The organism is Sorangiineae bacterium MSr11367 (assembly GCA_037157805.1).
GTDB classification, from domain to species: Bacteria; Myxococcota_A; Polyangia; order Polyangiales; family Polyangiaceae; genus Pendulispora; species Pendulispora rubella.
Genome location: CP089983.1, coordinates 7,664,781 through 7,677,683 on the forward strand (window position 1 = coordinate 7,664,781; position 12,903 = coordinate 7,677,683).

At 65.3% G+C, this 12,903-nt stretch carries 14 protein-coding genes and 1 pseudogene; 5 read left to right on the plus strand and 10 right to left on the minus strand.

The annotated features are described in order from the left end of the window. Nucleotides 1–4: 4 nt before the first annotated feature. Together LVJ94_29690 and soxR are read right to left on the minus strand one after the other, a co-directional pair. A complete protein-coding gene (locus LVJ94_29690) occupies nucleotides 5–1,072 on the minus strand; it encodes an SDR family oxidoreductase (protein WXB01081.1) in 1,068 nt (355 codons plus the stop codon). Between the two features lie 107 nt (nucleotides 1,073–1,179). Continuing rightward, nucleotides 1,180–1,608 (minus strand): annotated as a pseudogene (gene soxR, locus LVJ94_29695) (redox-sensitive transcriptional activator SoxR). Between the two features lie 51 nt (nucleotides 1,609–1,659). Here soxR and LVJ94_29700 point away from each other — a divergent pair. Beyond that, entirely contained in the window at nucleotides 1,660–2,202 is a 543-nt protein-coding gene (locus LVJ94_29700; protein ID WXB01082.1) for an NAD(P)H-dependent oxidoreductase, read from the plus strand. On the opposite strand, the gene gstA is transcribed toward LVJ94_29700, so the two are convergent. Next, complete coding sequence (gstA, locus tag LVJ94_29705) at nucleotides 2,199–2,807, minus strand: glutathione transferase GstA (protein ID WXB01083.1); 609 nt, start codon at nucleotides 2,805–2,807, stop codon at nucleotides 2,199–2,201. The two genes, LVJ94_29700 and gstA, sit on opposite strands and share 4 nt — an antisense overlap. 85 nt (nucleotides 2,808–2,892) lie before the next feature. On the opposite strand from gstA, the gene LVJ94_29710 reads away from it, so the two are divergent. Beyond that, nucleotides 2,893–3,795, plus strand: a complete 903-nt coding sequence (locus LVJ94_29710; GenBank protein ID WXB01084.1) for a LysR family transcriptional regulator — start codon at nucleotides 2,893–2,895, stop codon at nucleotides 3,793–3,795. Here the strand turns inward: LVJ94_29710 and LVJ94_29715 are convergent. Together LVJ94_29715 and LVJ94_29720 are read right to left on the minus strand one after the other, a co-directional pair. Beyond that, a complete protein-coding gene (locus LVJ94_29715) occupies nucleotides 3,773–4,975 on the minus strand; it encodes an ABC transporter substrate-binding protein (protein ID WXB01085.1) in 1,203 nt (400 codons plus the stop codon). The two genes, LVJ94_29710 and LVJ94_29715, sit on opposite strands and share 23 nt — an antisense overlap. 44 nt (nucleotides 4,976–5,019) lie before the next feature. Then, nucleotides 5,020–5,577, minus strand: coding sequence for a hypothetical protein (locus LVJ94_29720; GenBank protein WXB01086.1), 558 nt, complete (start codon nucleotides 5,575–5,577; stop codon nucleotides 5,020–5,022). A 555-nt stretch (nucleotides 5,578–6,132) separates the two neighbouring features. On the opposite strand from LVJ94_29720, the gene LVJ94_29725 reads away from it, so the two are divergent. Further along, nucleotides 6,133–6,759 carry a hypothetical protein gene (locus tag LVJ94_29725; GenBank protein WXB01087.1) on the plus strand — a complete coding sequence of 209 codons (627 nt, stop codon included), beginning with the start codon at nucleotides 6,133–6,135 and terminating at the stop codon, nucleotides 6,757–6,759. A gap of 12 nt (nucleotides 6,760–6,771) precedes the next feature. Here LVJ94_29725 and LVJ94_29730 read toward each other — a convergent pair whose 3' ends face one another. Together LVJ94_29730 and LVJ94_29735 are read right to left on the minus strand one after the other, a co-directional pair. Then, nucleotides 6,772–7,476: a glutathione S-transferase family protein gene (locus LVJ94_29730; GenBank protein ID WXB01088.1), complete on the minus strand. Its 705-nt coding sequence runs from the start codon at nucleotides 7,474–7,476 to the stop codon at nucleotides 6,772–6,774. Nucleotides 7,477–7,495: 19 nt separating this feature from the next. Beyond that, nucleotides 7,496–8,482, minus strand: a complete 987-nt coding sequence (locus tag LVJ94_29735; protein ID WXB01089.1) for a glutathione S-transferase family protein — start codon at nucleotides 8,480–8,482, stop codon at nucleotides 7,496–7,498. Nucleotides 8,483–8,639: 157 nt separating this feature from the next. Here LVJ94_29735 and LVJ94_29740 point away from each other — a divergent pair, with 157 nt between their 5' ends. After that, nucleotides 8,640–9,107: a ferritin-like domain-containing protein gene (locus LVJ94_29740; protein WXB01090.1), complete on the plus strand. Its 468-nt coding sequence runs from the start codon at nucleotides 8,640–8,642 to the stop codon at nucleotides 9,105–9,107. Here the strand turns inward: LVJ94_29740 and LVJ94_29745 are convergent. Genes LVJ94_29745 through LVJ94_29755 form a run of 3 tightly spaced genes read right to left on the minus strand, consistent with a single transcriptional unit; the run spans nucleotide 9,034 to nucleotide 12,224 of the window. Next, nucleotides 9,034–9,948, minus strand: a complete 915-nt coding sequence (locus tag LVJ94_29745; protein ID WXB01091.1) for an EamA family transporter — start codon at nucleotides 9,946–9,948, stop codon at nucleotides 9,034–9,036. The two genes, LVJ94_29740 and LVJ94_29745, sit on opposite strands and share 74 nt — an antisense overlap. 44 nt (nucleotides 9,949–9,992) lie before the next feature. Next, nucleotides 9,993–10,766, minus strand: a complete 774-nt coding sequence (locus LVJ94_29750; protein WXB01092.1) for an AraC family transcriptional regulator — start codon at nucleotides 10,764–10,766, stop codon at nucleotides 9,993–9,995. 21 nt (nucleotides 10,767–10,787) lie between these two features. Beyond that, nucleotides 10,788–12,224 (minus strand): zinc-ribbon domain-containing protein, encoded by a 1,437-nt coding sequence (locus LVJ94_29755; protein ID WXB01093.1) that lies wholly within the window; start codon nucleotides 12,222–12,224, stop codon nucleotides 10,788–10,790. Here LVJ94_29755 and LVJ94_29760 point away from each other — a divergent pair. Next, the gene (locus LVJ94_29760; protein ID WXB01094.1) at nucleotides 12,223–12,855 is read left to right on the plus strand and encodes a GAF domain-containing protein; all 633 of its coding nucleotides are present in this window, start codon (nucleotides 12,223–12,225) and stop codon (nucleotides 12,853–12,855) included. The two genes, LVJ94_29755 and LVJ94_29760, sit on opposite strands and share 2 nt — an antisense overlap. Nucleotides 12,856–12,903 lie beyond the last annotated feature (48 nt).

Genomic DNA, 12,903 nt, shown 5'->3' on the forward strand with positions numbered 1-12,903 from the left:
TTCATCAGGGAATGTACTTCTCGCGTCGAAGCCGGCCGAGGTGGCGCAAAAAGCTCGCGTGCGAGTCTTCGCAGCCGTTGAAGCCGGCTTGGCGAATCTTGATGGTGCTCTGCACCATGTCGTAATCCGTGCCGAGCACGGCATCGGTGAAGCCCCAGGAGACCACCTCTGACCATGGCGTGGGGCGCAGCCCGTGCCGCTCCACGAGACGGTTCCACTGCGGCTCCTTGTCGCGCATCTGTTCGACGAGGTTCATCGGCTGCGGCGCCGCGTGCGGCATGTCGAAGAAGGCCGCGATGTCCGGCCAAAGATGCTGCCATCGGAAAGAGTCACCGTTGGTCACATTGAAAATCTGCCCCGCCGCCGCCTTCGTCGTCGTGGCCCACTCCGCCGCCTGCGCGAACAAATCCGCCGCGGTGACCTGATGCAGTGCGGTCCACGCGCCCGGCTTGCCGGGGAACCGCAGAGGCACGCCCGCGTCTTTGCAGAGTGAGGCATACACGGCGAGCCCCATCAGCAGGTTCATCGGCGATTGCAGGCTCAACCCGATCACCGCATCGGGGCGGAGCACGGTCCAGGTAAAGCCGTACTTCTTCGCGCGCTCGGCCAAGAGATCCTCTTGGTCATTGTAAAAAATCGGGCCCAAGAAGCGCGGATCGCTCTCCTTGGCCGGCGTCTTGTACGGCCCGAGGTGCTCGCCGTACGACTTGCCGCCGCCCGCCAAGATCACATGCTCGAGCGGCGCCTTCGCCGCGGCGAGCGCATCGAGCGTGTTCGCCAGCATGGCCACGTTGGGGGCGACGCTCTCGGTCATGGTCGGCCGCTCGAGGTACGCGGTGAACACCAGATGCGTGGTCGTGCGGGCCTCGGCGAGGCGCTCCTGCGATGCGCGCGCATCGAGCAAGTCCACCGAGAGGTGCCGCGGCGGTGCATGGCCATCGAGCCCTACAAGTCCCGTCAGCGCACCACGACGCGCGACGGTGGTGAGTGCCCACCCGGGAAGCGAGGCAAAATGCTCGGCGACGGCGCGTCCGAGGACTCCGTGCGCCCCGGCCAGCAAGACATTCTTCATGACGTTCTCCTTGGTTGGAGCAAAGGTAGTTTGCGCTTCGTCCCCTTTGTAGACGCGGGCACGTCACAGGATTTGTGCCCCGAGCTCTCCGTGTCGAGCGGCCACCGGCGCGCCCCGGGCCCTTCGCGCCCCAGTTTGTCGTACGGATTGACCAGCACGCAGCGCTCGAGCGACAGGCAACCGCACCCGATGCAATCGGTGAGTCCATCGCGCAGGAGGCGCAGTTGCGCGAGGCGGATGTCGAGCTCTTCGCGCCATTGCGCGGAGAGGCGTGCCCAGTCTTCCGGCGTGGGCGTGCGCTGCTCGGGCAGGAGCGCCAGCGCCTCGCGGATCATGGTGAGGGGGATGCCCACGCGCTGGCCGGCGCGGATGAAGGCGACACGGCGAAGCGCATCGCGCGCATAGCGCCGCTGGTTTCCCTTGGTGCGGCGGCTGCGAAGCAGACCCTTGGATTCGTAGAAGTGCAACGCGGACACGGCAACACCGCTGCGCGCGGCCAGCTCGCCGACGGTGAGCTCCGACATACGCGAGACCATAGCGGATTTCGCATTGACCTCAAGTAATGTCGAGGTTCTATCGTCCTGGGCATGAACGACTCGACCCTTTCGATCGGCGTCATCCTCGGCAGCGTGCGCGAGGGGCGCAAAGGCGAACCCATCGCGCGGTGGGTGATGGATCTGCTCGGGACGCGCAGCGATGTGGCGCCGGAGCTGCTCGATCTTCGCGACTTCGACCCTTCCTTCGGGCAGCGCTGGCCCGAGCGCATCACGGCGCACGACGCTTTCGTCATCGTCACGCCCGAGTACAACCATGGCTACCCGGGAACGCTGAAGAACGCGCTCGATGCGCTGTACGGGCCCTGGAACGACAAGCCCGTGGCCTTCGTGAGCTACGGCTTCTCCGCCTCGGGAGCACGCGCCATCGAGCAACTCCGCCAAGTCACCAGCGAGCTTCGCATGATGCCCATTCGCGACGAAGTCAACCTGCGCCTCGGCGCCTTCCGCACCGACCACCGCGGCTTCCCCGATGACGAGCGCGCGCGCGAACGCGCCGGCGACGTGATGACCGAGCTGCTCTTCTGGGGCCACCTTCTGAAAGAAGGACGCAGCCGCCGCCCCGCGCGAAGCTAATACGAAGCGATCTTCATCCCGTGCGCGAAAATGGCCTCGCGGACCTTGGGGCGTTCGGAAACGCGGTTCATGTAGTTGCGCAGGTGCGGGTACGGTGCGAGATCGATCTTCGCGAAGGGTGACCACCCGACGATGGTGAAGAGGTAGGCGTCGGCGACGGTGAAGGTCGTGCCCAGAAGGAAGGGAGCACCCTTGGCGAGGTGACGCTCGACGAGGGCGAGGCGCGTGGCGATCTTTTCTCGCGCGACCTGCTGCGCCACTTCGCCGTACTCGGGGTGAAAGAGCCAGGGGCTGTACATCTTGTGCAGCTCCGACGAGATGAAGGTGAGCCACGACTGCAACTCGTAACGCGCCGCCGTGCCGGCGGGCGGGGCGAGGCCCGATTCGGGTGCGCGATCGGCAAGGTATTGCACGATGGCCACACCCTCGGTGAGAAGCGAACCATCGTCGAGGCCCAGGGCGGGGACGTAGCCCTTGGGATTGAGGGCGACGTACTCGGGATCGTTGCCGAGTTGGACGCGCTGGAGTTCCAGCGGGATCCCAGCCTCGGAGGCGACGATGTGGGGCGAAAGCGAGCAGGTGCCGGCGGCGTAGTGGAGTTTCATGCCTCCAAGGTGGTGTCTACATGGCTGCAAGAAAATATGGCACGATCGCAAGATGGCTTTGCGTTCGCCGCAAACATCGTTCGCCATGGACGATCTGCGTCTGCTCACCGTGCTCGCCGAGACGGGATCGCTGGCCGAGGCCGCGCGGCGGCTCGACGTGCACCACGCGAGCGCGTGGCGCAGGCTGGGAGCCCTCGAAGGGCGTCTGGGCGTGCGCCTCTTCGATCGCGGGCGGCATGCCTACGTGCCCACCCCGGCGGGCGAGGAGGCGGTGGCGTCGGCACGGCGCGCCATCGGGGAGCTCGACGAGCTCGAGCGCCGGCTCATGGGGCGGGACGTGCGTCCCACCGGCATCGTGCGGCTCACCACGACGGAGACGTTGCTCCGCCTTCTCGCGCCGGCCATCGTGAAGCTTCGGGCGAAGCACCCGGGCATCGTGCTCGAGGTGGTGACCGCCGACGCCTTCTTCACCTTGAGCCGCGATGCCGACATCGCGCTGCGCCCTGCGGTGAACGCGCCCGAGCATCTCGCCGCGCGCAAGCTCGCCACCATCGCCACGGCGGTGTACGCCTCGCACAAGTACCTCGAGCGGCGCGCGCGCCCGATGGACGAGCACGATTGGCTCGCGCCGGACGACCACCTCGCGCACCTCGGCTCGGCGCGATGGATCGACGCGCATGTGGCGCCCGATCGCATCGTCTTCCGCGCAAGCTCACTTCCTGCGTTGCATGCGGCCGCGCGCGCAGGGGTCGGCGTCGCGGCACTCCCTTGTTACATGGGCGATACCGATCCGCGCCTCGCGCGCGTCCTGCCGCCCATCGAGGAGATGGCCTCGACCCTCTGGCTCCTCACCCACCCGGATCTGCGCCGCACGGCACGCGTTCGTGCCGTGCTCGATCTGCTCGCGGCGCGCCTCATGCGGCCGGGGCGCCACCGCGAGCTGCTGGCCGGCGACGGCGTCCCTATTACGGCTCGACCTTCGCGTTGAACTTCGGCGCGTTCTTCTCGATGCTGATGACGACGGCCGATTTGATGGCGTTGTGCTTCTCGTCGATGTTCACCGTGCCGCTGACGCCTTTGAAGCTCTTCGTGTTCTCCAGCTCCTCGCGGATCGAAGGACCGCTGAGATCTTTCGCGCGCTCCATGGCGGCGAAGCCCAAATTGACGGCGTCGTAGGCGAGAACCGCGAAGGCATCGGGGGTCGCGTTGTAGGCTTTTTTGTACTTGCCGATGAACTCCTGCACCACCGGCGAAGGGTCGTCCGGGCTGTAGTGGTTCGAGTAGTACGAACCATCCAACGCGCCCTTGGCAACCTCGAACAGCTTCGGCGAGTCCCAGCCGTCGCCACCCATGAGCGGCTGCTTCATTCCCAACTCGCGGGCTTGGCGGCCAATGAGCGCCACCTCGGTGTAGTACGCCGGCACGTAGATCGCGTCCGGCGCCTTGCCGCGCACGGCGGTGAGCTGCGCCTTGAAATCCGGCTCGCCCGACTTGAAGCTCACGTCCCCGACGATCTGCCCGCCCATGGCGGTGAATTTCGCCGTGAACGAGTTGGCCAGCCCCACGGAGTAATCGCTCCCCACGTCACGCAGGATGGCCACCTTGTTGACCTTCAGGTTTTCCCGCGCGAACTTCGCCATCACCGTTCCCTGGAACGGATCGATGAAACAGGTGCGAAAGACGTAAGGGCGCGTCTTGTCGCCGTCTTGCGTGACCTTGGCGCTGGTCGCCGACTGCGTGATCATCGGAATGTGATTCTGGTCGACAATCGGCGCGACGGCGAGCGAGCGGCCCGACGTCTCCGGTCCCAGAATCAGCGTGACCTTGTCCTGCGTAATGAGGCGCGTCGCGGTGATCGCCGCCTCTTCCGGCTTGCCCTGATCGTCGAGCGTCTTCAGCTCGATCTTCTTGCCCTTGATGCCGTTCTTCTTGTTTTGCTCTTCGACGGCAAGCTTGAACGCATTGTCCGACGACAAGCCGTACGTTGCCTCGCCCCCGGAAGTAGCCCCGACGTGGCCGAGCAAAATCGTATCGCGAGACGGCGTGGTGGCCGTCGTCTCGGTACTGGTGCTCGACTTGGCATCTTCCGTCTTCTTCTCGCGACAGCCCCCCATGAACATGGAAGCCGAAGCCCACACCGCCACGACCAATGCGTGCGAATAGCGCATGACTACGAGCTTTAGGGCCCGAGCCGATGCGTTGTCAACTCACGTCACGTGCGGCGGCGACGAAGGACGACGCCTCCGCCCAGAACGGCTTTTGCCACTTCCTCGCCGTCACGCAGCGCAGGCGGCGCGGCCACCTCGGGCTCGACAGGTGCAACTTCCTGTGGCGCTTGAAGCACCCGCGGCTCACGCGGTTTGCGACCGCGCCGGCTCGGAATCTTTTGCACCGGTGGCAGTGGGTGAGCCGTTTCGGCTTGCACCGATGCCAAAAGCACGGACGGGTCCGTGATGGTGAACGGCGTGTCCTGCGCCGGCGGCGGAGACGAATCGCGCAGCGGCAATGCGAGCTGCGAACTCGAAACCGACGATTTGCGCGTGCTGGAGGCGCGGCGACCACGCGCGGGCGTTGGCGTGGCGCGTTGCCGCGCCGCAGGGCGAACCCGCGCTATATCCGCCTCGGAGAAGTTGAAAAGGCGTCCGGTGGGCGTGAGCGCAGTGCCAAGCGCAGCGACCGCACTTTGGCGTAGGGCGTCGAAAACGGCGTTTACGAGCTCCGTCTGGAGCTGCTCCACCGTGGCGGCGAGCGAAGATTGACGAGACTTCACGGGCGCTAGGGTTTACGTGTTTGGCGGCGCGGCGTCTAGCGGTTCTGTTGGGGACGACCCCGCCCAAGCGCAGGCGAGCATCGACGAAAGGGCTATTTTTCTGCAGCAAAGTCCCGTTCATGAATATTTATTCAGCCCCCGTCTGGCCCCTCGAAAAGGTGCCGAAAGCGCCCTCCGGCGCTTATGGTGACGCACATGCGCCATACGAGCGGAACGACGTCGGCATGGAGGCATTGGATGCGACGGGGAAAATGGGTGCGATGCGTGCATTGCGTGCTTCTCTCGACGCTCGTGGGAGCATGCTCCGCGAGCGGAACCAGCGCGATTGCACCGAGTCCTCCGGAAAATCACAGCGACAGCGTCACCGTCCCCCCGGATATGGATACGAGCTATCTCCTGTACGATCGCGCCAAAGACCGCGTACTCGCGCAGCGAAATCCGGACAAGGCGTATCGCTCGGCATCGGTAGTCAAGATACTGATCGCATTGGACTATTTGTATTCCAGAGGGTCTCTGAGTGGTATTCCGCCAAAAGACTTCGCGGCACTTCAATCGATGTTGCGTTCGAGCGACGATGACGCCGCCAATGACTTTTGGGACCGCGGGGGCCAAATCGCCGTGATCGATCGCATGGTCCTCAAGCTCGAATTGCAGGACACCCGACGGCCGGCCAATCCCGATTTTTGGGGACATACCGCGTTTACCGCGTGGGATATTTTACGAATTTACCGATACCTCGCGGATGCTCCAAACGACGATTTTCGGCGGTTCGTATTGGACAATATTGGAAAGTCGACTTCGTGCGCGACCGACGGGCGCGATCAGTATTTTGGAATTCCGCGGGCGGTGCATCCACCCTTTCGCGTCAAACAAGGCTGGTCGGCCTTCGGCGACGTTCCCGCCGGAGGCGAATGCCAGCCCGCCGCCCCCCACGCCGAACGCCCCGGGGTAGGCACGCCCGCCGCATCGACATCGGCCGCCGCGTCGCCGAGCCCGCGCACGGCGCCGCCGGCGGACCTCGACCTCAAGAGTCGTCTTCTCCACACCACGGGCATGGTGGATGGCGATCAGAAAATCCTCATCGTCCTCGCCCTCTATCCGCGAACCACGCCATGGGACGACGCGGCGGCGAAGATCACCTCGGTGACCCAACGAGTGTACGCCGCCGGCTCGCGCCGCTAACTCGAGCGCCGTCTAGCGATGGCGCGGGGCCTTGCGGGCGAGGCCGTCGAAGGCATCGAGGAGGTGCTCGTGCCAGGCGAAGAGCGGATCGTCGGGCGGGATCAGCAACGTGTTGCTGACGCCGCGCGCCCACATGAACATGCCGAAGGCGCAGTAATCGGCGTAGGTGGGGGTGTCGCCGGCCACGAAGTCGCGGTCCGTGAGGATCGCCCGCAGGGGTTGAAGCGCCTTTTGGAACCCCGCGAGGTGCATCTCTTTGTCGGCCACGAAGGCCTCCAGACGCACACCAAAGCGCTTCTCGCGCGACGAGCGAAAGTACTCGCGATCGGACTCGTCGAGGGCGTTGTAGATGTCGAGCAAGATGACCTTCAAAAGGTACATCGCGGTGGTGTCGGCCCACGCGCTCACGAATTGCGTGAGCGGGATCGTCGCGGGGTCGCCGAACAACGAGGGCTCCGGAAAGCGCTCCTCGAGATGGAGCGCGATGCGCCAGGAGTCCGTCACGATCCGATCGCCGTCACGAAGAACGGGGACCAGCCGCTGGCCCGAGAAGGCGATCTTCTCCTTCTCGGTGAAGCGGACGGGGACGTGCTCGACCTCTACGCCCTTGTGGGCCAGCGCCATGCGCACCCGCCAGCAGTACGGACTGAACCTCAGCTCGGGATCGGCTCCGGCCAACTCATAAAGGGTCAATCCTGACGTGTCGTTCGCGGTCATGTTCCTCGTCCTGGGTATCCTATAGGGCTAGATCAGAGCGGCCGTGCGGCGCGCCAAAATCGTACAGCGGTCCCACGGGGACGATCCCGGTGGGGTTCACTTTTTTGTGACTCATATAATAGTGCCGTTTGATGTGATTCATATCGACGGTCTCAGCCACACCGGGCCACTGGAAAAGGTCGCGGGTGTAAGCGGACAGATGCAGGTAGTCGGAAAGACGGCGCAGGTTGCACTTGAAATGGCCGTAGTACACCGCATCGAATCGGATCAAGGTGGTGAAGAGTCGCCAATCGCACTCCATGGGGGTATCGGCCACGAGAAAGCGGCGGTTTCGAAGGCGCGCGTCGAGCCAGTCGAGTGTCTCGAACAACGGCGCGACAGCCGCTTCGTAGGCGTGCTGCGTGACGGCGAAGCCCGCCTTGTACACGCCGTTGTTCAGCGTGGCGTACACGCGGTCGTTGATGGCGTCGATCTCCGCACGCAAGGGCTCGGGGTAGTAGTCGCCCGCCGCCGCGCCAACGCCGTCGAAGGCGCTGTTGAACATGCGGATGATGTCCGCCGATTCGTTGCTGACGATCGTGTTCCGGTGGGTGTCCCATAGAACGGGCACGCTCGCGCGACCGCTGTAGGTCGCATGGGCGCGCGTATAAAGCTGGTGCAGGAACGACGCGCCGTTCCGCGAATCGGGCACCACGCCCTCCCCCGGCGAGAAGGTCCACCCCTGCTCGGCCCAGAGCCAGTGCGTGATCGAGAGACCGATCATCCGTGTGAGGCCCTTCAGCGAGCGGTAGATCAGGGTGCGACTTGCCCAGGGACAGGCCAGCGACACATAGAGATGGTACCTCCCCGCCTCGGCGGGGAAACCTGCCTCGCCCGAAGGCCCCGCCACGCCGTCGCGCGTGATCCAATGGCGGAAGCTCGTCTCCGGTCGGACGAAACTACCGCCAGGCCCGACGGGGATGACCCCACCGTCGAAGTGCCACGTCCCATCGATCAGCATACCCATGACCGCAAGAGTGCCACGCGTGTGGTCCGTTGCGCACGCGCTGTGAGGCTGCGCGACACGGCAAATAGGCGTGCCGAAGAGGCGCGGTTGGCACGGGCCTCGCTCTCCCCCCTTGTGCAACGCGATTGATCACGTTTGCGCAAAAAAGGAGAACGCCATGGCAACGATGGTGGGAACTCAGAAGGACCTGGTGTCCTTGCTTAACCAACTTCTCGAGCTCGACTACGATGCAATCGAAGCGTACAAGGCCGCCATCGCGCGCTTGAAGGACACCGCGGACAGGGCACAGCTCGCATCGTACATGCACGATCACGAGCGCCATATCCGCGAACTCGGCGATGAGATCGTGGCCATGGGCGCACGCCCCTCCAATGGGCCCGACATGAAGCAGGTGCTCACCAAGGGCAAGGTCGTCTTGAGCGCGCTCATCGGCGATCGATTGATCCTCATCGCGATGAGGACCAACGAGAACGATACGAACACCGCCTACGAGCGTGCGGTGGACCGGACCGATCTTCCGCAGCATCTGCGGGCCATCCTCGAGCGAAACCTCACGGACGAGCGGCGGCATCGGGCGTGGCTTGCCCAGCGGATCGAGGTGCTGAACGCGGCCGCGCATCCTTAGAGGAGGCCAACCACGCACCGCCCGCAATGAAGAGGCACGCCAGGGCGATGCTCCACGAAACACGCGCCGCGCCGGTGGCGATCAAGAGAAGCGTGGACAGGAGCGGCGTCGCATAAGAGAGAACGCCGAGCAGCGGCAGGTCGCCATGCTTCGTGCCGTGATCCCATAGAAAAAAGGCGGCGCCCACGGGGCCGAGGCCCAAGGCCACCGCCGACGCGATCTCGTGCGGTGTCGGAACGAGGGTCGTCTCCGTGGCCGCATGAACGGCGCCGCCGAGAAGGGCGGTCACCAGGCAGAAGCCCGTCACCGTGTCGACCGGCACGGTGACGAAGCGGCGGTTCGAGACGGAGTAGCCTGCCCAGGTGAAGGCGCAGGCGAGTGCGGCGAGGTAGCCTGCGGCATGCTCGGGGCGGACGCCGGCGTGAAGGCCGCCGCGGGCCGCGACGAGAAGGACCACGCCACAGAGTCCCATGGCCGCACCGGTGAGCGCGCGCGCACTTCGCGCGCCGGACAGGACGACGATGAGCAGCGGCCAGAGGTAGGCGATGAGGCTCACGTGCACCGCGGGCGCCTTGGCCAGGGCGACGAAGTAGAAGGCGTGAAAGCCGAAGAGGCCGCCCACGCCCACGAGCCACACGCGCCGCGGCTGGCGAAAGGCGCTCGTCCATGCGTTCGCGCCGCCGAAGAGCGCCATGCGCGCGAAACCGAGCGCGGTCGCCACGGCGAAGGTCATCGCCAAAAGCTGAAACGGCGGCAGGCGGCGCGCCGACGTGCTGAGCCACGCCAAGGTGGCCCAAAGGCCGATGGCCACGCATCCCCATCGCGTCGCGCGCGTCTTCATGACCGCGCATCGTAGGGATTCGCCACAGCGTGTCTTGCCGGAGGCTACGGCGTCTTTGTTCCAGACTGCCGAAACGCACCGGGCGTGGTGCCACGGCGCGCACGCATCGCACGCGTGAGGCTCGCTTGGTCCGCGTATCCGCACCGCAGAGCGATTTCAGCGATGGGGAGGGCGCGCTCGGCCAGGAGCCGTTCGGCGCCATCGAGGCGCCGCTCGGCCACGTAATCCATGGGCGTCATGCCGTAGACGGACCGAAAGAGCGCGTGCATCTGGCTCGCGCCCAGCGATGCCGCCGCGGCGATGTCCGCCACCCGAATGGGACCGGCGTAGTGGCGATGGATGAAATCGACCGCGCGGCGAAGGCGCTCGGGCATCCGCTGTGCGCTCCCGTCGTGAAGCTCGGACAGCGCCAACAAGAGCAACCCTGCGCCGTGCTGCTGCAGGCGATCCGCGGGCCGCTCGCGGGCGGTGCGCTCCAGAAGAGGAAGCAGTCCGCGCGCAAGGTGCTGCACCGTCGCCTCGACGGCAAAATAGTGCGCGGCCGCACCGCGCCCGAGCCAGCGCGCCACCGCGGGCATCTCGCGCATGCTGTCCTCGCCCACGTCGAGCACGAGGAAGCGGTTGTCGCCGATGCCCTGAAACGCGTGCCACTCTCCCGGCGCGATGAGCGCCCCGCGGAACCGGTCCAAGCGATCTTCCCGATGCCCAACGGCGATGCCCAGCGCCCCCTCGATGGGGACGATGAGCTGGTGCCACGCGTGCTGGTGCCGCGCACTCTGGTGCGGGTAGCAGCGCACGGAAAGATGCGGGAGCAGCATGGCTCCCGCATCTTTATCACATCAGAAGCTCGCCTCCGGCTGCGGACGCTTTCGCGGAGGCGGCGTCGGCCTTTGGGTCCCACTTCTCGCTTGCGGGGCTCTCACGTGCGGGGCTCCGGCTTGCGGGGCCGCTCGCTGGATGGATCGCAGCGGCCCGGGCGGCAGGCTCCACACGCAATGCGGGCAGCCCGATTCGCCTTCGAGCCGGCGGTACGGGGACACGTACCAAACGTGAGCCTTGTTGCGCCGGCATTGCCACCACACCTTCTTGCGCGACTTGCCCGTGACCAGCGACGGCAGCGAGCTGCGATTGAGGCGCGGATGCCATTCCACCGCGAGCTGCGGATGCTTCACCGCGAGCGAATTGGTCACCGAAAGACGCCACTCCCGGCAGAACGGGCACTTGGAGCCCTTCTTGTAGCGATCGAGCACGGTCGCGCGCCATTGATGGTCGGGACCGTTCGGGCACTTCCACCACACCTTGTACACGGCGGTGGCGCGCACGTCGGACAGCGCACGGCCGACGTTCTTCGTCGGATGCCACTCGGCGGCCAGGTGCGGCGCCAAGGTGAGAAGCGCATTGTTCGCCGCCGTTCGCCGGTTGATGCAGAACGGGCAGCGGTTCTTGGCACGGAACCGCTGGTTCGGCGGGGCCTCCCAGACATGGGTGGCATCCCGCTCACAACGCCACCACACGGGATCGTTCGACCAGGGCCCGACGTCCTTGGCCGAGAGCTTCCCGTTCTTCGTCGGATGCCACTGGCGTGCGAGATCGGGCGCCAGGACCGCGATGGATCGATCGATGGAGATGCGCCGGTTCACGCAAAAGGGGCAGTTCGGTGAGACCGTCGTGCGGTCGACGATGAACGACTGCCATTCGTGCGCGGGGGCCTTGGGGCACTTCCACCACGCCTTGAACTTGGAGCCCACCACGAAGTCGTCCGGCGAGTGCTTGCCGTTCTTCTTCGGGTGCCACTGCGCCGCGATTTCCGGCGCGTGGATGGACAGGCGGTTCGTCACCGAAACTTTCTTGCCGGTGCAGAATGGGCACCCCGCGGGGAGCTTGCCGGTGCGCGACTTGGGCATCGCGTGCCACTCGTGGTCGGGGCCTTTGGGGCACTTCCACCAAATGCGCTTCTGCGAGCCGTAGCTCACCTTCCACGGAACGATGTCTCCGTTTTTCGTGGGGTGCCACTCGGCCATGAGCCGCGGATAACCGGCGACCCATTGCTTCGACGTGCGCACCTTCATCCCGTGTTCACGAAAGAGCCGCCGCGCCCGCGCAATCTGCGTGCGCGTCAGGTACGGGTGAATGTCCGCCCACCGGTACCAGCGGCGTCCGAGCCTCTTTCGCGCGGGCTCGATGCCGGCGAGCATGGTTCGCACTTCGTTCTCGGGCAGTCGGACGAGCGTGCCGAGGTCGACGTCTTCCACCAATTCGTACGACGAAACCGCCATGCTTCCCCCCCTCGTGCTTTCCTTAAACCGGCGAAGAATAGACCGCCTCTTGCGCGCCGCCTATGCCATTCTCACAGCCATGAGCGAAGGCATTGCGCTGCCCTCTTTGACCTCTTTGGACATACGCCGCGGCGAACTCCTGCCCGAGTCGAACCGATTGGAGCGACTCGACGTTGCCCTCCCCCAGATTCTCGCCGCCGTCGACGGCGAGACGGACCCAATTGTGATCCAGGCAACATTATCGGCACTGTTATGGGAAACGCTACCCCAAACCAGCTGGGTCGGATTTTACCGACGTGTGGCTGCGCAGACCCTGGCGGTGGGTCCCTATCAGGGGCCGATGGGGTGCCTGCGCATCGACTTCCGTCGCGGCGTGTGCGGTGCTTGCGCCCGAAACAACGAGACGCAGCTCGTGCCCGACGTCCGGGTCTTTCCGGACCATATCGCCTGCGACGACGCCACCTTGTCCGAACTGGTGCTGCCCGTGCGCGACGGCGACGGCCGGGTTCAAGCGGTGCTCGATCTCGACGCACGCATGCTCTCCGGTTTTTCGCAAGCCGAGGCCACCCGCTTGGAAACACTTTTGTCGCAAGCGTTTCCCAAGTCCGTACTTTGGCCTACATGGGATTGAGAGAGGGTTTAGGGTTTAGGGTTTAGAAATGACGAAGAGCGTCAAAAT

What these genes read in the sequence shown, in the direction of transcription:
- LVJ94_29690 (WXB01081.1), bottom strand. Translation starts at nt 1,072, where the DNA reads ATGAAGAATGTCTTGCTGGCCGGGGCGCACGGAGTCCTCGGACGCGCC.
- LVJ94_29700 (WXB01082.1), top strand. Translation starts at nt 1,660, where the DNA reads ATGAACGACTCGACCCTTTCGATCGGCGTCATCCTCGGCAGCGTGCGC.
- gstA (WXB01083.1), bottom strand. Translation starts at nt 2,807, where the DNA reads ATGAAACTCCACTACGCCGCCGGCACCTGCTCGCTTTCGCCCCACATC.
- LVJ94_29710 (WXB01084.1), top strand. Translation starts at nt 2,893, where the DNA reads ATGGACGATCTGCGTCTGCTCACCGTGCTCGCCGAGACGGGATCGCTG.
- LVJ94_29715 (WXB01085.1), bottom strand. Translation starts at nt 4,975, where the DNA reads ATGCGCTATTCGCACGCATTGGTCGTGGCGGTGTGGGCTTCGGCTTCC.
- LVJ94_29725 (WXB01087.1), top strand. Translation starts at nt 6,133, where the DNA reads ATGTTGCGTTCGAGCGACGATGACGCCGCCAATGACTTTTGGGACCGC.
- LVJ94_29730 (WXB01088.1), bottom strand. Translation starts at nt 7,476, where the DNA reads ATGACCGCGAACGACACGTCAGGATTGACCCTTTATGAGTTGGCCGGA.
- LVJ94_29735 (WXB01089.1), bottom strand. Translation starts at nt 8,482, where the DNA reads ATGGGTATGCTGATCGATGGGACGTGGCACTTCGACGGTGGGGTCATC.
- LVJ94_29740 (WXB01090.1), top strand. Translation starts at nt 8,640, where the DNA reads ATGGCAACGATGGTGGGAACTCAGAAGGACCTGGTGTCCTTGCTTAAC.
- LVJ94_29745 (WXB01091.1), bottom strand. Translation starts at nt 9,948, where the DNA reads ATGAAGACGCGCGCGACGCGATGGGGATGCGTGGCCATCGGCCTTTGG.
- LVJ94_29750 (WXB01092.1), bottom strand. Translation starts at nt 10,766, where the DNA reads ATGCTGCTCCCGCATCTTTCCGTGCGCTGCTACCCGCACCAGAGTGCG.
- LVJ94_29760 (WXB01094.1), top strand. Translation starts at nt 12,223, where the DNA reads ATGCTTCCCCCCCTCGTGCTTTCCTTAAACCGGCGAAGAATAGACCGC.
- LVJ94_29755 (WXB01093.1), bottom strand. Translation starts at nt 12,224, where the DNA reads ATGGCGGTTTCGTCGTACGAATTGGTGGAAGACGTCGACCTCGGCACG.